Annotated in this window: 20 protein-coding genes and 2 pseudogenes; 16 read left to right on the top strand and 6 right to left on the bottom strand. The window is 68.1% G+C overall.

Annotated features, from left to right (window positions below):
* The first annotated feature begins 34 nt into the window (after window positions 1-34).
* The 7 genes from VEI45_RS04165 (at window position 35) to VEI45_RS04135 (ending at window position 5725) form a co-directional block, all read left to right on the top strand.
* Window positions 35-877: a sugar phosphate isomerase/epimerase gene (locus VEI45_RS04165; protein ID WP_324850405.1), complete on the top strand. Its 843-nt coding sequence runs from the start codon at window positions 35-37 to the stop codon at window positions 875-877.
* A 37-nt stretch (window positions 878-914) separates the two neighbouring features.
* Window positions 915-1796: a thioesterase family protein gene (locus VEI45_RS04160; protein WP_324850403.1), complete on the top strand. Its 882-nt coding sequence runs from the start codon at window positions 915-917 to the stop codon at window positions 1794-1796.
* 54 nt (window positions 1797-1850) lie between these two features.
* Window positions 1851-2726 carry a pyrroline-5-carboxylate reductase gene (gene proC / locus VEI45_RS04155; RefSeq protein WP_324850401.1) on the top strand — a complete coding sequence of 292 codons (876 nt, stop codon included), beginning with the start codon at window positions 1851-1853 and terminating at the stop codon, window positions 2724-2726.
* 138 nt (window positions 2727-2864) lie between these two features.
* Window positions 2865-3128: a helix-turn-helix domain-containing protein gene (locus VEI45_RS04150; protein ID WP_324850399.1), complete on the top strand. Its 264-nt coding sequence runs from the start codon at window positions 2865-2867 to the stop codon at window positions 3126-3128.
* Between the two features lie 202 nt (window positions 3129-3330).
* Window positions 3331-3432 (top strand): 30S ribosomal protein bS22, encoded by a 102-nt coding sequence (locus tag VEI45_RS04145; RefSeq protein WP_003402602.1) that lies wholly within the window; start codon window positions 3331-3333, stop codon window positions 3430-3432.
* 146 nt (window positions 3433-3578) lie between these two features.
* On the top strand, window positions 3579-4637 hold the full coding sequence (locus tag VEI45_RS04140; protein WP_324850428.1) for an SDR family oxidoreductase: 1059 nt from the start codon (window positions 3579-3581) through the stop codon (window positions 4635-4637).
* A 20-nt stretch (window positions 4638-4657) separates the two neighbouring features.
* The gene (locus VEI45_RS04135; protein ID WP_324850397.1) at window positions 4658-5725 is read left to right on the top strand and encodes a lysophospholipid acyltransferase family protein; all 1068 of its coding nucleotides are present in this window, start codon (window positions 4658-4660) and stop codon (window positions 5723-5725) included.
* A 20-nt stretch (window positions 5726-5745) separates the two neighbouring features.
* Here VEI45_RS04135 and VEI45_RS04130 read toward each other — a convergent pair whose 3' ends face one another.
* The 3 genes from VEI45_RS04130 to VEI45_RS04120 are packed head-to-tail and all read right to left on the bottom strand — an operon-like array spanning window position 5746 to window position 8071.
* On the bottom strand, window positions 5746-6618 hold the full coding sequence (locus VEI45_RS04130) for a cyclopropane mycolic acid synthase family methyltransferase (protein ID WP_324850395.1): 873 nt from the start codon (window positions 6616-6618) through the stop codon (window positions 5746-5748).
* Between the two features lie 34 nt (window positions 6619-6652).
* On the bottom strand, window positions 6653-7165 hold the full coding sequence (locus tag VEI45_RS04125) for an FAS1-like dehydratase domain-containing protein (protein ID WP_324850393.1): 513 nt from the start codon (window positions 7163-7165) through the stop codon (window positions 6653-6655).
* Between the two features lie 42 nt (window positions 7166-7207).
* A complete protein-coding gene (locus tag VEI45_RS04120; protein ID WP_414687393.1) occupies window positions 7208-8071 on the bottom strand; it encodes an HAD family hydrolase in 864 nt (287 codons plus the stop codon).
* A gap of 214 nt (window positions 8072-8285) precedes the next feature.
* Here VEI45_RS04120 and VEI45_RS04115 point away from each other — a divergent pair, with 214 nt between their 5' ends.
* From VEI45_RS04115 to VEI45_RS04080, 8 genes and pseudogenes are all read left to right on the top strand, one after another.
* Window positions 8286-8549 carry a glutaredoxin family protein gene (locus VEI45_RS04115; protein ID WP_324850389.1) on the top strand — a complete coding sequence of 88 codons (264 nt, stop codon included), beginning with the start codon at window positions 8286-8288 and terminating at the stop codon, window positions 8547-8549.
* Between the two features lie 97 nt (window positions 8550-8646).
* A complete protein-coding gene (locus tag VEI45_RS04110; protein ID WP_324850387.1) occupies window positions 8647-10011 on the top strand; it encodes a glutamyl-tRNA reductase in 1365 nt (454 codons plus the stop codon).
* A 13-nt stretch (window positions 10012-10024) separates the two neighbouring features.
* Window positions 10025-10992, top strand: a pseudogene (gene hemC / locus VEI45_RS04105) (hydroxymethylbilane synthase).
* A complete protein-coding gene (locus tag VEI45_RS04100) occupies window positions 10989-12665 on the top strand; it encodes a uroporphyrinogen-III synthase (RefSeq protein WP_324850385.1) in 1677 nt (558 codons plus the stop codon). Before hemC ends, VEI45_RS04100 begins: the two are co-directional and overlap by 4 nt.
* Before the next feature lie 46 nt (window positions 12666-12711).
* Window positions 12712-13698, top strand: a complete 987-nt coding sequence (gene hemB, locus VEI45_RS04095) for a porphobilinogen synthase (RefSeq protein ID WP_324850383.1) — start codon at window positions 12712-12714, stop codon at window positions 13696-13698.
* Window positions 13695-14126 carry a hypothetical protein gene (locus tag VEI45_RS04090; RefSeq protein ID WP_324850381.1) on the top strand — a complete coding sequence of 144 codons (432 nt, stop codon included), beginning with the start codon at window positions 13695-13697 and terminating at the stop codon, window positions 14124-14126. Before hemB ends, VEI45_RS04090 begins: the two co-directional genes overlap by 4 nt.
* A 73-nt stretch (window positions 14127-14199) precedes the next feature.
* On the top strand, window positions 14200-14763 hold the full coding sequence (locus VEI45_RS04085) for a DUF3093 domain-containing protein (protein WP_324850379.1): 564 nt from the start codon (window positions 14200-14202) through the stop codon (window positions 14761-14763).
* Window positions 14760-15008, top strand: a complete 249-nt coding sequence (locus tag VEI45_RS04080; protein ID WP_324850377.1) for a hypothetical protein — start codon at window positions 14760-14762, stop codon at window positions 15006-15008. The genes VEI45_RS04085 and VEI45_RS04080 overlap by 4 nt, the downstream gene beginning before the upstream one ends.
* Window positions 15009-15010: 2 nt before the next feature.
* Here the strand turns inward: VEI45_RS04080 and VEI45_RS04075 are convergent, their stop codons facing one another.
* The 3 genes from VEI45_RS04075 to VEI45_RS04065 all read right to left on the bottom strand — a co-directional run bounded on the left by VEI45_RS04075 (window position 15011) and on the right by VEI45_RS04065 (window position 18989).
* Window positions 15011-15838 carry an alpha/beta hydrolase gene (locus VEI45_RS04075; RefSeq protein ID WP_324850375.1) on the bottom strand — a complete coding sequence of 276 codons (828 nt, stop codon included), beginning with the start codon at window positions 15836-15838 and terminating at the stop codon, window positions 15011-15013.
* A 113-nt stretch (window positions 15839-15951) separates the two neighbouring features.
* Window positions 15952-18063, bottom strand: coding sequence for an acyltransferase family protein (locus VEI45_RS04070; protein WP_324850424.1), 2112 nt, complete (start codon window positions 18061-18063; stop codon window positions 15952-15954).
* A gap of 56 nt (window positions 18064-18119) precedes the next feature.
* Window positions 18120-18989 (bottom strand): alpha/beta hydrolase, encoded by an 870-nt coding sequence (locus VEI45_RS04065; protein ID WP_324850372.1) that lies wholly within the window; start codon window positions 18987-18989, stop codon window positions 18120-18122.
* 123 nt (window positions 18990-19112) lie between these two features.
* Here VEI45_RS04065 and VEI45_RS04060 point away from each other — a divergent pair.
* Window positions 19113-19346, top strand: a pseudogene (locus tag VEI45_RS04060) (hypothetical protein); the annotation flags it as partial.

The raw sequence follows: 19346 nt of genomic DNA, 5'->3' as shown, positions 1-19346 counted from the left end.
GTTGCAATCTGGCTAGGCGCCCAGCAGAAGCCGCGTGCGCCCAGCCATCAAGGTCGGTCTGTCGACGGCCTCGGTCTACCCAATGAGGACTGAGGCCGCTTTCGAGTATGCCGCCAAGCTCGGCTACGACGGCGTCGAGCTGATGGTGTGGGGCGAGTCGGTCAGCCAGGACATCGACGCGGTGGAGAAGCTGTCGCGGCGCTACCGGATGCCGGTGCTCTCAGTGCACGCGCCGTGTCTGCTGATCTCGCAGCGGGTGTGGGGCGCCAACCCCATTCCCAAGCTTGAGCGCAGTGTGCGGGCCGCCGAACAGCTTGGCGCCCAAACCGTCGTCGTGCATCCGCCGTTCCGCTGGCAGCGGCGCTACGTCGAGGGGTTTACCGAGCAGGTCGCCAACTTGGAGGCAACCGGCGACGTGCTGGTGGCCGTGGAGAACATGTTCCCGTTCCGGGCGGACCGGTTGTTCCGGGCCGAGCAGTTGAAGGAACGGATGCGCAAGCGCGGCGGCGGCCCCGGGCCGGGGATCTCGGCGTTCGCGCCGTCCTACGACCCGCTGGACGGCAACCACGCGCACTACACGCTGGATCTGTCGCACACCGCGGCCGCGGGCACCGATGCGCTTGACATGGCGCGCCGGATGGGCTCGGGTCTGGTGCACTTGCACCTGTGCGACGGCAGCGGGCTGCCGGCCGACGAGCATCTGGCGCCCGGCCGGGGCACACAGCCAGTGGTCGAGGTATGCGAGATGTTGGCCGGCGGTGACTTCGCCGGCCAAGTCGTGCTGGAAGTGTCCACGTCCGGAGCGCCTTCCGCCCACGAGCGCGAGGCCGTATTGGCCGAGTCGTTGCAATTCGCCCGCACGCACCTGCTGCGCTGACATGCCCGAAGGAACCAGAAGGAAACCGCAGGAGTTCATGACCGCGTTATTCAGCACTGCGATGGCACTGCGCGAGGTCGACGCCGGCGTCTTTGCCGGCGAGTTGAACAAGCACTGGACCATCGGGCCCAAGGTGCACGGCGGGGCGATGCTGGCGTTGTGCGCCAACGCCGCCCGCACAGCTCATGCGGGCGGCGACGATGCGGGCCGTGAAGCGGCCCGAGGTGGGGTCCCCGCGCAGCTGGGGAGAGCCGGGCAATCCGGCCGTGGGCCCGTCGAGCCGGTCGCGGTGTCCGGCAGCTTCCTGTCGGCGCCCGACCCCGGCCCGATGCGGCTGGTGACGTCGATCCGCAAGCGCGGGCGGCGGATCAGCGTGGTGGACGTGGAGCTCATCCAGGGTGATCGCGCCGCCGTGCACGCCGTGGTGACACTCGGAGAGCCCGAGCATCTGGCACCGCCGCTGCTGTCCGCGAATCCGGTGGTGGGCTTGATGGACCCCGAGCCGCCCGACGATGTCGCGCCGATCGGTCCCGGCCACCCGCTGGCCGGGCTGGTGCACTTGGCCGAGGGCTGCGATGTGCGGCCGCTGGTCTCGACGCTGGGCCCCAGCGACGGTCGGCCACCGGTGATCCAGATGTGGGTGCGGCCGCGGGGCCTGGCGCCCGACGCGCTGTTCGCGCTGATGTGCGGAGATGTGTCGGCGCCGGTGACTTTCGCGGTGAACCGCACCGGCTGGGCGCCGACCGTGCAGCTCACCGCCTACCTGCGCGCACTGCCGGCGGACGGCTGGCTGCGGGTGGTGTGCACCTGCATGCAGATCGGGCAGGACTGGTTCGACGAGGACCACACAGTCGTCGATTGCGACGGCCGCATTGTGGTGCAGGCTCGCCAGTTGGCGATGGTGCCCACGGCGCGGTAGTCGCTCGGCGACCTGTTGCCGACGAAACGCGTCGCGTCTGCCATGCTGTGCGGCATGGCGAGAATCGCGATCGTCGGTGGGGGCAGCATCGGCGAAGCCCTGCTATCGGGCTTGTTGCGGGCCGGGCGCCAAGTCAAGGACCTGGTGGTGGCCGAACGGATGCCCGACCGCGCGCGATATCTCGCCGAGACGTATTCGGTGCTGGTGACGTCCGTGCGTGATGCGGTGGAAAACGCGACGTTTGTCATCGTCGCGGTGAAACCCTCCGATGTCTCATCGGTGGTCGCCGAGATCACCCAGCTGGCCACAGAGTCCAGTGACGACGTCCCCGAGCAGGTGCTGATCACCGTCGCGGCGGGGGTCACAACGGCCTACCTGGAATCCAAACTGACGGCCGGGACGCCGGTGGTCCGGGTGATGCCGAACGCGCCGGCCCTGGTCGGCGCCGGGATCAGCGCGATGGCCAAGGGCCGGTTTGTCACCAATGAGCAGCTCAAAGAGGTTGCCGCACTGTTCGATTCGGTGGGCGCGGTGCTGACCGTGCCCGAGGAACATCTGGACGCGGTGACGGCGGTATCCGGTTCCGGTCCGGCGTATTTCTTCCTGATGGTCGAGGCGTTGGTGGACGCCGCCGTCGGGGTCGGGTTGAGCCGCGCGGTGTCCACTGAGTTGGTCGCCCAGACGATGGCCGGTTCGGCGGCGATGTTGCTGGACCGAATGGAGCAAGACCGTGGAGCGCCAGGCGAGACGTCCTCGGACCTGTCGCTGGACACCACCGCGGCGCGGTTGCGCGCGGTTGTTACCTCGCCCGGGGGTACTACCGCGGCTGCGCTGCGGGAATTGGAAGGGCGCGGTTTGCGGGCGGCGGTCGATGAGGCGGTGCGGGCCGCAAAAACCCGCTCTGAGCAGCTAAGAATTACATCAGAGTAATTTATAGAATTTTATTTATTTGCTCTCACCCGTCGCAGTAACCCCACTAGTCCCGCTATTCTCCTGTTGGTAAGCACCTGTGGGTGCCAGCGGAGGGGAAGCCGCTGGGACTGCAGATGCCTGACTGATTGGGTTGCGATGACGTCTATGAACGGGCCATCGGCACGGGATTCGGCTGGCGGTATATCGGGACGTGATACTGGTTCCGCAGACGGCCAGCCGCCCCGGACGCAATTCCTGACTGTGGCCGAAGTGGCAGCGCTGATGCGGGTCAGCAAGATGACGGTCTACCGGCTGGTTCACAATGGTGAGCTGCCCGCAGTCCGGGTGGGGCGATCCTTCCGGGTGCACGCGAAGGCCGTGCACGACATGCTGGAGAGCTCCTACTTCGACGCCGGCTGACCGGGTGAGGGGTCTGCCGTTACTCTGGCGGGAACGCCCACCCTGGATAGTCATACTCGCAAGTCGTTGGAGGGCACCGGTGTGAGCCTTATCGGCCCACCGGTGTGTTTTGGTGTTCGATGCACCCTCCCGGGTAGAGTGTGCGGGTTATTGCACATGGTCGGCCATGGCGCACTCGGGTCGCCACACAGATAGCGGAGTTATGGGTTCAGTAATCAAGAAGCGGCGCAAACGGATGTCGAAGAAGAAGCACCGCAAGCTGCTTCGCCGTACCAGGGTGCAGCGCAGAAAACTTGGAAAGTAACTTCCGCCAACGGCTGCCGCAGCTCGCAGGTTGTGCCGCAGTAGCTGCAAGGTCGTTAGGCTAGCGAGGTGGATCTGTCGGGCGATCAACCAGGCACCGGGACGGGCACCGGGACAAGCGGCAGTGGCAGTGATGCCAGCAATTCGCTGCATTACCCCAAAGTCGTGCTGGTCACCGGTGCCTGTCGGTTCCTCGGCGGCTACCTGACCGCGCGGCTGGCGCAGAACCCATTGATAAACCGGGTCATCGCGGTCGACGCGGTTGCGCCCAGCAAGGACATGCTTCGCCGGATGGGCCGTGCCGAGTTCGTCCGAGCGGATATCCGCAACCCCTTTGTCGCCAAGGTGATTCGAAATGGCGATGTCGATACCGTGGTGCACGCTGCCGCGGCATCGTTCGCGCCGCGGTCCGGCAGCGGTGCGGCGTTGAAAGAAATCAACGTGCTGGGCGCGATGCAGCTGTTCGCGGCCTGCCAGAAGGCGCCTTCGGTGCGTCGAGTGGTGCTGAAGTCGACCTCTGAGGTCTATGGGTCGAGTCCGCACGATCCGGTGATGTTCACCGAAGACAGCAGCAGCCGTCGTGCGTTCCGGGAAGGCTTTCCCAAAGACAGCCTGGACATCGAGGGTTACACGCGCGGGCTGGGCCGGCGTCGACCGGATATCGCGGTGACGATTCTGCGGCTGGCCAACATGATCGGTCCGGCGATGGAAACCACACTATCGCGATACTTGGCTGGCCCGCTGGTCCCGACGGTGCTCGGCCGCGACGCACGGCTGCAGCTGCTGCACGAGCAGGACGCGCTGGGCGCCCTGGAGCGCGCTGTGATGGCCGGCAAGGCGGGCACGTTCAACATCGGCGCCAGCGGGGTAATCATGCTGTCGCAGGCGATCCGGCGTGCCGGCCGAGTCCCGTTGCCGGTGCCCGGATTCGGGCTGTGGGCGCTGGATTCAGTGCGGCGGGCGAACCACTACACCGAGATCAACCGTGAGCAACTCGACTACCTGAGCTACGGTCGGGTAATGGACACGACCAGGATGCGACAAGAGCTCGCATACCACCCCAAGTGGACGACTGCAGAGGCTTTCGACGATTACGTACGCGGCCGAGGTTTAACTCCCATTCTCGATCCAGAGTGGGTACGCTTCATTGAAGGTCGGGCCGTGGCAGCAGCGCAGCGCTTTGGTGGGCGAACCAAAATCAACTAGGGGTGGGGGAAGTTAGCTCAATGGCCGGCGATTCGAAGGCGAAAGTCATTCCGCTGCATACGAATTCAAATCGTGCAGCGGCGCAGCGGCGCGCCGGTAATCGTACTCAGACCTCTCGTCAACATCCCTCGCTACTCTCCGAACCCGGCACCCAGGCTTCGGCCGATCAGATCGCCGCCGTCGTCCGCGAGATCGACCAGCACCGGCGCGCCGCCGGCGGCAAATCCGAAACCCAGGAGCCGGGCAACGAGCTGGCGCACAAGGTCAGTGCCGTCGCCGACTTTCTGCGGCACCGCCTTGCCGGCGATTACAGCGTTGACGAGTTCGGGTTCGATCCGCATTTCAACGACGCGATCGTGCGGCCGTTGCTGAGGTTCTTCTTCAAGTCGTGGTTCCGGGTCGAGGTCAGCGGAGTCGAGAATCTGCCCGAGACCGGCGCGGCGTTGGTGGTGGCCAACCACGCCGGCGTGCTGCCGTTCGACGGGCTGATGGCCTCAGTGGCTGTTCACGACGAGCACCCGGCCCAGCGTGACCTGCGGCTGCTGGCTGCCGACATGGTGTTTGACCTGCCGGTGATCGGCGAGGCTGCCCGCAAGGCCGGGCACACCGTGGCGTGCACCGCCGACGCCCACCGGCTGCTGGCCTCGGGGGAACTGACTGCGGTGTTCCCCGAGGGCTACAAGGGGCTGGGCAAGCGCTTCAAGGACCGCTACAAGCTGCAGCGGTTCGGCCGCGGCGGCTTCGTGGCGGCGGCGCTGCGCACCAAAGCCCCGATCGTGCCGTGCTCGATCGTCGGCTCCGAGGAGATCTACCCGATGCTGGCCGACGTCAGGCTATTGGCGCGACTGTTCGGTCTGCCCTACTTCCCGATCACCCCGCTGTTTCCGCTGGCCGGTCCGGCCGGGCTGGTGCCGCTGCCGTCGAAGTGGCACATCGCCTTTGGCGAGCCGATCCCCACCGCGCACCACGCGGCCGCCGATGCCGACGATCCTATGGTCACCTTCGAGCTGACCGACCAGGTCCGCGAGACCATCCAGCAGACGCTCTACCAGCTGCTGGCCGGGCGCCGCAACATGTTCTTCGGCTAAGGCCGCGGGTTCCGACGTAACTAAGCCGCCGGCTTGACCAAAGTGAACTGGCAGACGTCTGTGTTGCCCTTGCGGAACAGGTCGGCGCAGCCGGTCAAGTACCTCATGTAGCGCTCATAGACCTCGTCCGACTGAATCGCGATGGCCTCGTCCTTGCGCGCCTCCAGCGCTCCCGCCCAGATATCCAAGGTGCGTGCGTAGTGCAGCCGCAGCGACTGCACGCGGGCCACCTCGAACCCGACCTTATCCGCGTGCTGTTCGACAAGTGCCACCGAAGGCAGTCGACCGCCGGGGAAGATCTCGTTCATCATGAATTTGACAAACCGCGCCAGCGTCATCGTGAGCTTGATCTCACGCTCCCGGAGTTCTTCGACAGTGGGTATCACGATTGTGTGCAACATCATCGTGCCGCCGTCCGGCAGCGCCGCATACGCCATCTTGAAGAAGTCGTCGTAGCGGTCGAATCCGAAGTGCTCGAACGCGCCGATTGAGACAATCCGGTCCGCGGGCTCAGGGAACTGCTCCCAGCCTTCCAACAGCACTCGCTTGGAGCGCGGGCTGTCCATGGCGTCCAGCACCTTCTGCGCATGGACGGCCTGGTTTTTGCTCAGCGTCAAGCCGATCACGTCGACGTCGTAGCGCTCGATGGCGCGCCGCAACGTGGCGCCCCAGCCGCAGCCGATGTCCAGCAGCGTCATCCCCGGCTCTAGGCCCAGCTTGCCCAGCGACAGGTCGATCTTGGCCAGCTGGGCCTCTTCCAGCGTCATGTCGTCGCGCTCAAAGTATGCGCAGCTGTAGGTCTGGCTGGGGTCCAGGAAGAGCTGGTAGAACTCGTCGGAGAGGTCGTAGTGCGACTGGACGTTGTCAAAGTGCGGCGTGAGTTCGGTGCTCATCGGTGTGGTCCCCCCTCAAACGTCCCGGCTGACACTAGGCGCCGCCGCGGATGGATGCAATTGCAGCAATCGTCGCAGCTGCGTCCGCATCTGGGTTCGACGACTCGCCGAGCATGGTGACAATACTGGTGATCACCGGGTTGGCGTCGGCGTCGGTGACCTCGCTGCGAATCTCGGCGATCACGGTGCCGTGAGATTCGATGACGTTGTCCAGATAAGTGTCGAAAAACAGCCGGTCACCAGCCATGATCGGCCGGTGGTACACGAATTTCTGGTCGCGGTGCAGCACCCGCGCGAGGTTGATCGGGATGTCGAACTTGGTGAAGACGTCCAACTGAACACGCCGTCCGGCGACCGCAAGGAAGGTGAGCGACGCCACAGTGCTGTCGTAACCGGCCTGGGCGGCGGACGCCTCGGAGTAGTGCGACGGATGGTCGTCCTTGACGGCGTGCGCGAACTCGCGGACCTTTTCGCGTCCGACGTCGAAGTAATCCGGGAACCGGTAGTGCGTTCCGATGAGTCCTTCGGCGCCCTCGGGAACTGCCATGCGCTGATCTCCACTCTCATGCGTGCTCAGCGGCGCAGCCTATCAGCGTGATTGGCGTCGGGAGGCGACCGCGGCCAGTGCGCCGCCCGCTGCGCCGAGCGCCAAGGCCGACGGCACGCCGATGCGGGCGGCCTTGCGCGCCGTTCGGAAGTCACGGATCTCCCAGCCGCGTTTGCGGGCGAAGTCGCGCAGGTGGCTGTCGGGGTTGATGGCGACTGCGGTCCCGACCAGGGACAGCAGCGGCACGTCGTTGTAGCTGTCGGAGTAAGCGGTGCAGCGTTTGAGGTTGAGGCCCTCACGGATGGCCAGCGAGCGCACCGCGTGCGCCTTACCGGGGCCATGCAGAATCTCGCCGACCAGCCTGCCGGTGAACACGCCGTCGACCGATTCGGCGACCGTGCCCAGCGCGCCGGTCAGGCCGAGGCGGCGGGCGATGGTTATTGCGAGTTCATACGGCGTGGCGGTGACCAGCCAGACCTGCTGGCCGGCATCGAGGTGCATCTGCGCCAGATCTCGCGTGCCTGTCCAGATCTTGTCGGCGATGATTTCGTCGTAGACCTCTTCGCCGAGCCGAACCAGTTCTTCGGTGCGTCGGCCTTCGATGAAGGCCAGGGCCTTGCGTCGGCCCGCGGCGACGTCGTCGCTGCTCTCCCGTCCGATGAGCTGAAACTTCGCTTGCGCGTAGACGAATCCGATCACGTCGCGATAGGTGAAATACTTGCGAGCGGCCAGGCCGCGGCCGAAGTGTAACAGCGACGAGCCCTGCACCAGCGTGTTGTCGACGTCGAAGAACGCCGCCGCGGTCAGGTCGACCGGCGGCTGCTCCGGCCCGGGGGCGGCGTCGGCTTGGATGTCGACCAGCGCGCGGTCGGCGCTGGCGTTGGCGGCCAGCGTCTCCAGTTCCAGTTCAGCCGGGTCGGGTCCTGCGTTGGGGCCGGGTTCTACGGTGCCCGAGCCGCCGGGAGCGGTCACGGTTCAACACTATCCGCCCTGGGCGTGTTGGGGTGTTCGGCAGAGCCGCTGCTGTCTCCAACGCCTGTGGATCATTGCGCGTCGAATCGATCAACGCATCGGCTTCGCTCTTCGGCGTCCCAAACAGTCCAACTGCCACACTGGGGCCATGAGCCGCCCACAGGTCCAGCTGTTGACCCGCCCCGGCTGCTCGATCTGCGATCGGGTGCACGCCCAACTGGCGGACCTGGCCGCCGAACTCGACTTCGACCTGTCGACGACCGACGTTGACGCCGCCGCCGCGGCGGGCGACAGCAGCCTGCGCGCCGAGTTCGGTGACCGGCTGCCGGTGGTCCTGCTCGACGGCCGCGAGCACAGCTACTGGGAGGTCGACGAGCCCCGGCTCCGCCAGGACCTCGCGAGGCCCAGGTGACGACCGCGCAAATTTGGTGGCCCACCTGTAAAACGTCTACCGTGGATCCCAGTTCGATCACTGGTGATAGCAAGGGAGCAGGCCAGGTGATTCAGCCGTGAGCGTCCTGCTCTTTGGGGTGTCGCACCGCAGCGCCCCGGTCTCCGTCCTGGAACAGCTCAGCACCGACGACTCCGAGCAGATCAAGATCATCGACCAGATGATGCAATCGCCGCTGGTCACCGAGGCCATGGTGCTGTCCACCTGCAACCGGGTCGAGGTCTACGCCGTGGTGGACGCCTTCCACGGCGGCCTGGCAGTCATCGGGCAGGTGCTCTCCGAGCACTCCGGGATGTCACTGAGCGACCTGACCAAATACGCCTATGTCCGCTACAGCGAGGCCGCCGTCGAGCACCTGTTCGCCGTGACCAGCGGCCTGGACTCCGCGGTGGTCGGCGAGCATCAGGTGCTCGGTCAGGTGCGCCGCGCCTACGGCGCCGCCGAGGCCAACCGGACCGTCGGCCGGATCCTGCATGAGTTGGCCCAGCGCGCGCTGGCGGTCGGCAAACGGGTGCACACCGAAACCGCGATCGACGCCGCGGGTGCGTCGGTGGTCTCGGTCGCGCTGGGCATGGCCGACACCAAGCTGGGCGGCCTGAAAAGTAAGACCGCGGTGGTGGTCGGCGCCGGCGCGATGGGTGCCCTGTCCGCGGCTCACCTGGCCCGGGCCGGCGTGCGGGACATCCACGTGGTCAACCGGTCGCTGCCCCGCGCGCAGCGGCTGGCCCGCAGGATCCGCGACTCGGGCGCCGGGGCCGAAGCGCTCGGCCTCGACCGGCTGCCTTCCGCGCTGGCCGACGCGGACGTGGTGGTGAGCTGCACCGGCGCGGTGCGCCCGGTGGTGTCGCTGGCCGACGTGCACCACGCGCTGGCCGCCACCCGCCGCGACGAAACCGCCGAGCCGCTGGTGATCTGCGACCTGGGCATGCCGCGCGACGTCGACCCGGCGGTGGCCGGGCTGCCGGGCGTCTGGGTCGTCGACATGGACCGGGTGCAGCGGGAGCCGTCGGCCCGCGCCGCGGCTGCTGACACCGAGGCGGCCCGCCACATCGTCGCCACCGAGGTCGCCACCTATCTGGCCGGGCAGCGGATGGCCGAGGTCACTCCGACGGTGACCGCGCTGCGCCAACGCGCCGCCGACGTGGTCGAGGCGGAGTTGCTGCGCTTGGACAACCGGCTGCCCGGACTCGACGCCACCCACCGCGACGAGGTGGCCCGCACTGTGCGGCGGGTGGTGGACAAGCTGCTACACGCGCCGACCGTGCGGATCAAGCAGTTGGCCAGCGCGCCCGGCGGGGACAGCTACGCCGAGGCGCTGCGCGAGTTGTTCGAGCTCGACCAGACCGCTGTCGACGCCGTTGCTACCGCAGGCGAATTGCCGATTCTCCCAAGCGGATCCGACGCCGCCGGGAGCGCTGAGTAGCCGCTTGGCCGACGTGATCCGGATAGGCACCCGGGGCAGCCTGCTGGCCACCACCCAAGCCGGCGGCATTCGGGATGTCTTGGTCGCCAACGGTCATCCCGCCGAGCTGGTGACCATCAGCACCGAGGGTGATCGGTCGTCGGAGCCGATCGCCAGCATCGGTGTCGGGGTTTTCACCGCGGCGCTGCGCGAGGCGATCGACGACGGCCGGGTGGACGCGGCGGTGCACTCGCACAAGGACTTGCCGACCGCCAATGATCCACGGTTCGTGGTCGCCGCGATCCCACCGCGGGAGGATCCCCGGGACGCGGTCGTGGCCCGAGACGGGTTAGTGCTGGCACAGCTGCCGATCGGCTCGGTGGTAGGCACCTCGTCGCCCCGGCGGGCCGCACAGCTTAGAGCACTGGGTCTCGGTTTGGAAATCCGCCCCCTAAGAGGCAACCTAGATACCAGGTTGAACAGGGTAAGCAGCGGTGATCTGGACGCAATCGTGGTAGCCCGGGCGGGTCTGGCCCGACTGGGGCGCCTCGGTGACGTCACCGAGACGTTGGAGCCGGTACAGGTGTTGCCGGCGCCGGCTCAAGGAGCGCTCGCCGTCGAGTGCCGCGCCGGGGATACCCGACTGGCGGCACTGCTGGCGGAACTTGACGACGCCGACACTCGCGCGGCCGTCACCGCCGAGCGTGCCCTGCTCGCCGAACTGGAGGCGGGTTGCTCCGCGCCAGTGGGGGCGATCGCCGAGGTGGTCGAGTCCATTGACGAGGACGGCCGTGTCTTCGAGGAGCTGTCGCTGCGCAGCTGCGTGGCGGCGCTGGACGGATCCGACGTGATCCGCGCGTCCGGTATCGGCAGCCCGGATCGGGCACGAGAGCTCGGGCTCTCGGTGGCCGCCGAGCTGTTCGAGCTGGGCGCACGGGAGCTCATGTCGGCTGCGCGGTGAGACCACCCGCACGAGGAAGTGACTGGGAGAGACACAGATGACGACGCGAGGGCGTAAGCCGAGGCCCGGCCGCATCATGTTCGTGGGCTCGGGTCCGGGCGACCCGGCTCTGCTGACGACACGGGCCGCGACGGTGCTGGCGAATGCCCCCCTAGTGTTCATTGACCCTGACGTGCCCGAGGCGGTGCTGGCACTGATCGGCAAGGACTTGCCGCCGGTGTCCGGGCCCGCGCCGGCTGAGCCGAGTGCGCAGTCTGAGGGTGGGGCCACCGAAGGTGCGGTAGGTGCTGTGGGGGCTAGTCCCGACGAACAGCGCGCCGCGGTGGTGTCGGTCGGACCCGACATCCGGCCGGCCCTGGGCGATCCGGCCGACGTGGCCAAGACGCTAGTCGCCGAGGCCCGTACCGGGTCTGACGTGGTGCGGCTGGTCGCCGGTGATCCGCTGTCGGTGGACGCGGTCATCACCGAGGTCAACGCCGTCGCCCGCAGCCACCTGCACTTCGAGGTGGTGCCCGGCCTGGCCGCCAGCTGCGCGGTGCCCACCTATGCGGGGTTGCCGTTGGGCTCCTCGCACACCGTTGCCGACGTTCGCGGCGACGTGGACTGGGGGGCGTTGGCCGCGGCACCCGGTCCACTAATTTTGCATGCCACCTCGTCGCATGTGGCTGACGCGGCGCGCACGCTGATCGAGTACGGGCTGGCCGACACCACCCCGTGCGTGGTGACCTCCTCGGGAACCACCTGCGCGCAGCGCTCGGTGGAGTCCACGCTGGGCGGGCTGATGGATTCGTCTGTCGTCGGCGCCGACCCCGCTGCGCCGTCGCCGGTGGTGGTGACGATCGGCAAGACGGTGCACAACCGGGCCAAGCTGAACTGGTGGGAGAGCCGCGCCCTGTACGGCTGGACCGTGCTGGTGCCGCGCACCAAGGACCAGGCCGGCGAGATGAGCGAGCGGTTGACCGCGCACGGCGCGTTGCCAATCGAGGTGCCGACCATCGCCGTCGAGCCGCCGCGCAGCCCCGCCCAGATGGAGCGCGCGGTCAAGGGTCTGGTCGACGGCCGCTACCAGTGGGTGGTGTTCACCTCCACCAACGCGGTGCGCGCGGTGTGGGAGAAGTTCGGCGAGTTCGGTCTGGACGCCCGGGCGTTCTCCGGTGTGAAGATCGCCTGCGTCGGCGAATCGACCGCCGACCGGGTCCGCGCGTTCGGCATCAGCCCCGAGCTGGTGCCCTCCGGCGAGCAGTCGTCGCTGGGTCTGCTGGACGAATTCCCGCCCTACGACAGCATTTTCGATCCGGTGAACCGGGTGCTGCTGCCGCGCGCCGACATCGCCACCGAGACGCTGGCCGAAGGGCTGCGCGAACGCGGCTGGGAAATCGAGGACGTCACCGCCTACCGGACGGTGCGCGCGGCGCCGCCGCCGGCCGCCACCCGGGAAATGATCAAGACCGGAGGTTTCGACGCGGTGTGCTTCACGTCGAGCTCGACGGTGCGCAACCTGGTCGGCATCGCCGGCAAGCCGCATGCGCGCACGATCGTCGCCTGTATCGGCCCCAAAACCGCCGAGACCGCAGCCGAATTCGGTTTGCGGGTCGACGTGCAACCCGAGACCGCCGCGGTGGGCCCGCTGATCGAAGCGCTGGCTGAGCACGCCGCCCGGCTGCGCGCCGAGGGCGCGCTGCCGCCGCCGCGTAAGAAGAGCCGCAGGCGCTAGTGACGATCGCCACCGCGGCGCAGCCGGGCGTAGCGGGTCGCCACTCATGAGCAGGGGCTATCCCCGGCAACGCCCGCGTCGCCTCCGCTCGACTCCGGCGCTGCGCCGGTTGGTGGCGCAAACGTCTTTGGAGCCAAGGCATCTGGTGTTGCCGATGTTCGTCGCCGACGGTATCGACGAGCCGCGGCCCATCGCGTCGATGCCCGGCGTGGTGCAACACAGCCGCGACTCGTTGCGCGCCGCCGCCGCCGAGGCGGTGAGCGCCGGGGTGGGCGGGCTGATGCTCTTCGGTGTGCCGCGCGACGAGGACAAGGACGCTGCCGGGTCGGCAGGCTCGGATCCCGACGGCATCCTCAACGTCGCGTTGCGCGATCTGGCCAAGGACCTTGGCGATGCCACCGTGCTGATGGCCGACACCTGCCTGGACGAATTCACCGACCACGGGCACTGCGGTGTGCTGGACGAGCGCGGCCGGGTCGACAACGACGCTACCCTGACAAGGTATGTGGAATTGGCAGTGGCACAGGCAGATTCGGGTGCGCACGTGGTGGGTCCCAGCGGCATGATGGACGGCCAGGTGGGGGCGATCCGCGATGGCCTGGACGCCGCAGGCCACGGCGACGTGGTGATCCTGGCGTACGCCGCCAAGTTCGCATCGGCGTTTTACGGTCCATTCCGCGAGGCCGTGAGCTCTAGTCTGTCCGGCGACCGGCGCACTTACCAGCAGGAGCCGGGCAATGCCCGCGAAGCGTTGCGCGAGGTGCAGCTCGACCTCGACGAGGGCGCCGACATCATCATGGTCAAACCCGCGATGGCCTACCTCGACGTGGTGGCGGCCGCGGCCGAAATTTCGCCGGTGCCGGTGGCCGCCTACCAGGTGTCGGGGGAGTACGCGATGATCCGGGCTGCTGCCGCCAACGGCTGGGTCGACGAGCGCGCCGCGGCGCTGGAATCCCTGACCGGCATCCGCCGCGCCGGTGCCGACCTCGTGCTGACGTATTGGGCCGCCGAGGCGGCGGCCTGGCTGTCGTGACGGATCCCGTCTCGCCGCGGCCGGCGGAGCCGCAAACCCGGCCGGTCGACGTCGACACCGGCTTTTGGCTGTGGGTGGCGGCGTTGCCGCTGATGGTGATCGGCTACGTCGCCGACATGGTCGGGTCATCGCCCGGTCGCGGATCGGCGGTGCTCTATGTCGCATCAGGGCTTTTCACGGCGGTGCTGTGCGCGATCGTGGCGACCTTCCTGATCCTGATGCGGGCCGGTTACCGGTGGGCCCGCACCGTGTTGACCGGCGGTGGCACAGCGACGGTCGTCTACGTCGGGACCAGGTTGTTCACCGTGAACTGGCCCCCGATGTTCGCGCTGATCTGTGGGGTTGCCGGCATCGTCGGGTCGGTGTTTATCGCCGGGGGGATGTTCCTGCTGCACCGCAGCGATGCCCATGCGTACTTCACCAGGTGAGCCGCCGGCGGCCCGGCCAACGCTAAGGACCCCAGGTGGTTTGGCGTCGAGGGCAGCAGGGGATGATGTTTTGATGACCGCGGGCATGGAGACCGAGGCCGCTCCGCTCTTTCGCGAGGCCGGGGCCAGCTGGTACTGGGTGCTGCTCGGCCCGTTGTCGGCCGGGGCCATGCTTTGGATCGAAAAGACCAACGGGTACGGCTGGCAGATCGCTGTCCCGCTGCTATTCCTGGTGCTCGTGACAAGTTTCGTTGCGCTGCAGGTCAAGGCGGCGCGCATCCACACGTCGGTGGAACTGACCAACGAGACGCTGCGCCAGGGCACCGAAACCATCAAGGTGGCCGAGATCGTAAAGGTCTACCCCGAAGCTGACCATCCACTGACATCCGAAAAGGAGTTGGAGCGTTGGCGAACGGCGCGCGCGCTCGGTGAGCTGGTAGGGGTGCCCAAGGGCCGGATCGGCATCGGTCTGCGACTCACTGGCGGGCGCACTGCGCAAGCCTGGGCGCGTCGGCACCGGCACCTGCGCGCCGCGCTGACCCCGTTGGTCGAGGAGAGGGTCGGACGGGACGGCGCGCAGCCCGATCCGCATGACGACGACGGCCCAGAAAACCCAGACGCCGGATCACGCTGGTGATTGCCCGATTTCGGGCCGTCGTCGAGCTTGCCCTAGCCTGCTTGGCGGCGGTGGGCTGCGCGATCAGCTGGTCGGCGGTGCGCTCGACCGTGGTCGTCGCGCCCGTTGCCGATGGCCAGGCGGTCACCACGTCGGTGGTGTACGACCCTCAGTTGCTGCTGTTGACGCTGTTGCTGGCGACGGCGGCCGGCATGTTGGCGGTGGTCGGTGTGGCCCGGCTGTGGCGAGCCGGCGGGGCCACCTGAACTCAGGACGCCAACCAGGCCAGCTCGTCGGGCAGGTGCTGGCGCCAGAACTCCGCGTCGTGGCCGCCCGGGTAAAACCCGCCCGCTGGCTGCCTGGGCAGCCGATTGACGAATTCCCGGGTGGCGACGTAGAAGCCGTCGCCGGTGCCGCAGTCCACTCGCAGCGGAATCGACGTCAGCTCCGCGGCGTTCACGCCTGCGTTCTTCCGGAAGTCATCGAGGCCGTCGAAGGCATCGTGCGGCGCTCCCCAATACGTCAGGTACAGCGCAGGGCTGATCGCGCAAATCGCGAAGGTCCGGGCCGCGCCCAGCCGAGAGCCCAGCCGCATCGCCCCGTAGCCGCCCATCGACCAGCCGACGAACGCCACCCGCGACGTATCGAGACCCTTGCCGGCAAGCATCGGGATCAGCTCGTTGAGCACCATCGCGCCGGAGTCTTCGCCGGAGGCCCGTGGCCGCCAGTAGCCATTGCCGCCGTCGACGCTGACCACCGCGATCGACGGTTTGCCAGTGCCGGCCAGTTTGGCCAGAGCGTCCTCGACACCGAGGCTCATCACCCCAGCGGCATCGCTGTCCAACCCGTGCAACGCGATCACCGTGCGCAACGGGCCGGTCTGGCCTGGCGGGCGGGCGATGATCCATCTGGTGTTCCGTCCGCCGCGCGCGGCGGAGATGAATGAGCCCTCCTCGCGGGTGGGCAGTGGACTGCTCAGCGGAGCGGGCGCGGCCCGGGTCGGATCCGGCAGCGCGCCCAGCGCCCACAGACCCGCGGCAGCGGCACCGGTGGCGCCCAGGCGCAGCGCGGACCGACGGTTCGTCCGATGGGTCATGGCATTCACCAGCGAATCGTGCCAAGCCAACGGGCGCTGAGCGGCAACGGTCCGACAACAGTCCGGCAACAACGCCTGGCGGCGGCCGCTGGCATGCCGGCCGTGACCACGGCTCAGCCGGCGGCCAGCGCCCGGTCGGCCAAAACGCCCAGTACTGGCGCCAGTGTCTGGGCGTAGGCGATCGTCACGTGGTTGTCGTCGCGGTACACCAGGTCGTTGCCGACGATGACCGGACAACGTTGGGCCGTGCAGAATAGCGCGGTCAGATCGGCGTAGTGGCCGCCGCTGGCCGTCGTCGCTGCCTTCTCGGCCACGATGCCGGCCTCGTTGACCGCCACCGACCGCGGCGGCGAGCAGGCGCCCGCGTCGGCTAGGTGCGCGGACAAGCAGGTGGGCACCGTGGCGTGCGGGTCAGGGATCGGTCCGAGCACCAGCACCGTTGCGCCAGTGCTGCGCAGCTGCGCCACCAGACGACCCAGGCTGGCGACCCACGCCGGGTCGTAGGAGGTGAAGCCGAAGTCGGCGCCGTAGCGTCGGCCCGACCCGAGCACAATCAGCCGCGGATGCTCGGCCTGCAACCGGGTGGTGATCTCGCGGCGCCACTGCTCGCACTCGGTGTACCCGCGGCCCAGATAGGGGCTGGTGATCGGGAGATCCTGCAACGGACAGGTGACTTTGCCCAACGTTTCTAGTCGCCAATGTCGTTGCTCGGCAACCAATTCCAGCCCCGGATTCCACATCGCGGCATGCGAATCGCCGACTAGCGCCACCGTCGTCGTCGAAGCGGTATCGGCCGTCGCGCACTCGCTTTGGCCAACTTCGCGCCATGAGCGCACGCACCCGTTGAGGAACACCGCGGGTTTGTCGCCCGCCGCATCGGCAAGCGGCGGAGTCAGGTTCGACGGAACCGCGGTCAGGCTAGCCGAGGCCGCCACCGCGGCCTGGCCTTGTGCGAACGCCTGCTCGACGGCGGCGTCGTGCGGATCGGCGACGCGGTTCGGTGGTGGCGCGACGGAAATCTTCGGCGGCGCCGCAGCCGCCCCCCGGCCGACCGGCACCGGCAGCACCATCAGTAGCGTGACGCCCACGCAGACCGCGCCCGCGGTGACGGCGCCGCCCAGCGCCAGACTGCGCCCCGGCGAGCGGCGTATCCGACCGGCGAACCGAGCCGGGTTCTCCACCAGATGCAGGGTGGTCACCGCCAGGCCGGCCGAGATGATGCTGGCGGCCACTCGATCCGCCAACCCGGCCCGATGACCGAGCACGTACGGCATCAGCAGTAGCACCGGCCAGTGCCACAGGTACCAGGAATACGAAACTCGCCCGACGGCCCGCATCGGCGCGATGGAGAGCACCCGGCCGGCCCCGGCGCCGGTTGCCGCACAGCCCGTGCCGATCACTAGCGCGGTGCCCAGCACCGGCAGCAGCGCGGCGGTGCCCGGATAGGCGGTGCCGGTGCCCAGTGCGATGCAACTGAGCACGATCACGCCGAGGCCGCCCCACCCGGCCACCGCGGCGGCCAGCGCCGGAAGCCGTTGCCAGCGGGCGGCCGACAGCGCCACCAGACCGCCGACGGCCAGCTCCCAGGCCCGGGTGGGCAATGAGAAGAACGCCCACGGCGGCGAGCTGCGGGTCCAGGCCAGCGACAGCGCGAACGACACTGCGGCCAGTGCGACGAGCACCATCAGGTATGCGTTGAGCCGGGCCCGATGGCCTGTGCGGCCGACCAGCCAGGCCGTCCCGATGATCAACGCTGGCCACAGCAGGTAGAACTGCTCCTCCACGCCCAGCGACCAGTAGTGCTGAAACGGCGACGGTGAGGCATCGGCGGCCAGGTAGTCGGTGCCCTGCATGGCGAAGCGGTAGTTGGCGACATACAGCGCGCTGGCGATGCCGTCACCGAGGGCGGTTCGCGCCGCCAACGGCGGCAGCAACACCGCCGCGCCGATCGAGGTGGCGACCCCGACAATCGTGGCGGCCGGCAGCAACCGTCGGGCCCGGGCCCCGTAGAAGCGGCCCAGCCGCACGGTTCCGGCGTCGGTCACCTCCCGCCAAAGCAGCCCGGTGATCAGGAAACCGGAGATTACGAAAAAGACATCCACTCCGACGTAGCCGCCGCCGACCCCGGGCATCCCGGCGTGAAACAGCACGACGGCCAACACGGCGATGGCCCGCAGGCCTTCGATGTCCGGGCGGAACCCGGCCGGTCGCGCAGACAGACCCAGCTCCGCCCCGCGGGTCGGGCTGATTGTGCTGGCTGGCCGTGGTGAGCCACCTGAGTTCAGGACGCCAACCAGGCTAGCTCCCCAGGCAGCTGCTGCCGCCAATACGACACGTCATGCCCGCCCGGCGAGAAGCTACCTGACGGCCGCCTGCGCAGCTGCGCGACGAATTGGCGGGTGGCCGGGCAGAAGCGGTCGCTGGTGCCGCAGTCCACCCGAAGCGGAATCGACGACAGCGCCGGCAGCCCGAACACCGTGTTCCTGGTCCAATCGTCGTAGTTGTCGAACGCCCCAATCGTGCTGCCCGTAAACGACTGGTACAGCGCCGGACTCACCGCGCAAATCCCAGCCGTCCGTTGCGGACCCAGCCGCGAGCCCAGCAGCAACGCCCCGTATCCACCCATCGACCAGCCGATGAATCCCACCCGCGACGTGTCCAGCCCCTTGGTCGCCAGCATCGGTATGAGCTCGTTGAGCACCATCGCCCCCGAGTCCTCGCCGTTGGCCCGCCGATGCCAGTAGCTGTCGCCGCCGTCCACGGCGACCACGGCAAAAGGCGGTTGACCCGCCTTGACCAGCTGGGCGAGTCCGTCTTCAACGCCGAGATCCATCATTTGGTTTGCGTTGCCGCGTACTGCATGCAGCGCGATCACCGGGCGCAATGGCCCGGTCTGACCGGGCGGCAAGGCGATGATCCAGTTGGTCAGCTTGCCGCCGCGGGCCGCCGAGATAAACGAGCCCGAAATCCGGGTCGGCAAGGCGCTGCCGGCGGGAGCCGGGTCGAATGGGGTGGGCGCCTGCGGCGGCGACGCGTTGAGTGTTTGCGGATCAAGCCAGGCGTTGAACGCCGAAACGCCCGCAGCTCCTGCAAAGGCACCGGCGCCCAGGCGTAGCGCAGCACGGCGGGAAAGCTCAGGCACGAGCGACATAGTGCCGCCCCGCACAGCTGTGCCCGCCAAGCCACGCCGTGTCCAAAAGCAACATGGCGGTTACGGTTCGTGTCGGCGCACACTCGTGGGTGAATCAAGGGCATGGACTACTCATGAATCGCCAACAACCGGATGTTCTTGATCGGCCCGCGGCCTGCCGTACTGCAGAACATGCTCGCCGAACTCGGGCAGGGCGTCCTGGACCACTCAGTGTTCTATGTGACTAAGGGGTTCCCGTGCCCCAAGAGTGTGCCGCCTCTGGTGTGGCGCGTGGTCTCGCCGGCGTTCAACCCGGTCGCGGCGTTTCTGACGACCGGCGGCCTCCCGCCGCGGGCGCGCACCCTGCTCGGTCTGCCC

This window comes from Mycobacterium sp. (assembly GCF_035623875.1).
GTDB lineage: Bacteria > Actinomycetota > Actinomycetes > Mycobacteriales > Mycobacteriaceae > Mycobacterium.
This window is presented reverse-complemented; position numbering and strand designations above follow the sequence as displayed.

Excerpts from the sequence above, each read along its gene's own strand:
- VEI45_RS04160 (WP_324850403.1), top strand. The coding sequence starts at position 915 with ATGACCGCGTTATTCAGCACTGCGATGGCACTGCGCGAGGTCGACGCC.
- proC (WP_324850401.1), top strand. The coding sequence starts at position 1,851 with ATGGCGAGAATCGCGATCGTCGGTGGGGGCAGCATCGGCGAAGCCCTG.
- VEI45_RS04150 (WP_324850399.1), top strand. The coding sequence starts at position 2,865 with ATGACGTCTATGAACGGGCCATCGGCACGGGATTCGGCTGGCGGTATA.
- VEI45_RS04145 (WP_003402602.1), top strand. The coding sequence starts at position 3,331 with ATGGGTTCAGTAATCAAGAAGCGGCGCAAACGGATGTCGAAGAAGAAG.
- VEI45_RS04135 (WP_324850397.1), top strand. The coding sequence starts at position 4,658 with ATGGCCGGCGATTCGAAGGCGAAAGTCATTCCGCTGCATACGAATTCA.
- VEI45_RS04130 (WP_324850395.1), bottom strand. The coding sequence starts at position 6,618 with ATGAGCACCGAACTCACGCCGCACTTTGACAACGTCCAGTCGCACTAC.
- VEI45_RS04125 (WP_324850393.1), bottom strand. The coding sequence starts at position 7,165 with ATGGCAGTTCCCGAGGGCGCCGAAGGACTCATCGGAACGCACTACCGG.
- VEI45_RS04115 (WP_324850389.1), top strand. The coding sequence starts at position 8,286 with ATGAGCCGCCCACAGGTCCAGCTGTTGACCCGCCCCGGCTGCTCGATC.
- VEI45_RS04100 (WP_324850385.1), top strand. The coding sequence starts at position 10,989 with ATGACGACGCGAGGGCGTAAGCCGAGGCCCGGCCGCATCATGTTCGTG.
- hemB (WP_324850383.1), top strand. The coding sequence starts at position 12,712 with ATGAGCAGGGGCTATCCCCGGCAACGCCCGCGTCGCCTCCGCTCGACT.
- VEI45_RS04085 (WP_324850379.1), top strand. The coding sequence starts at position 14,200 with ATGACCGCGGGCATGGAGACCGAGGCCGCTCCGCTCTTTCGCGAGGCC.
- VEI45_RS04075 (WP_324850375.1), bottom strand. The coding sequence starts at position 15,838 with ATGACCCATCGGACGAACCGTCGGTCCGCGCTGCGCCTGGGCGCCACC.
- VEI45_RS04065 (WP_324850372.1), bottom strand. The coding sequence starts at position 18,989 with ATGTCGCTCGTGCCTGAGCTTTCCCGCCGTGCTGCGCTACGCCTGGGC.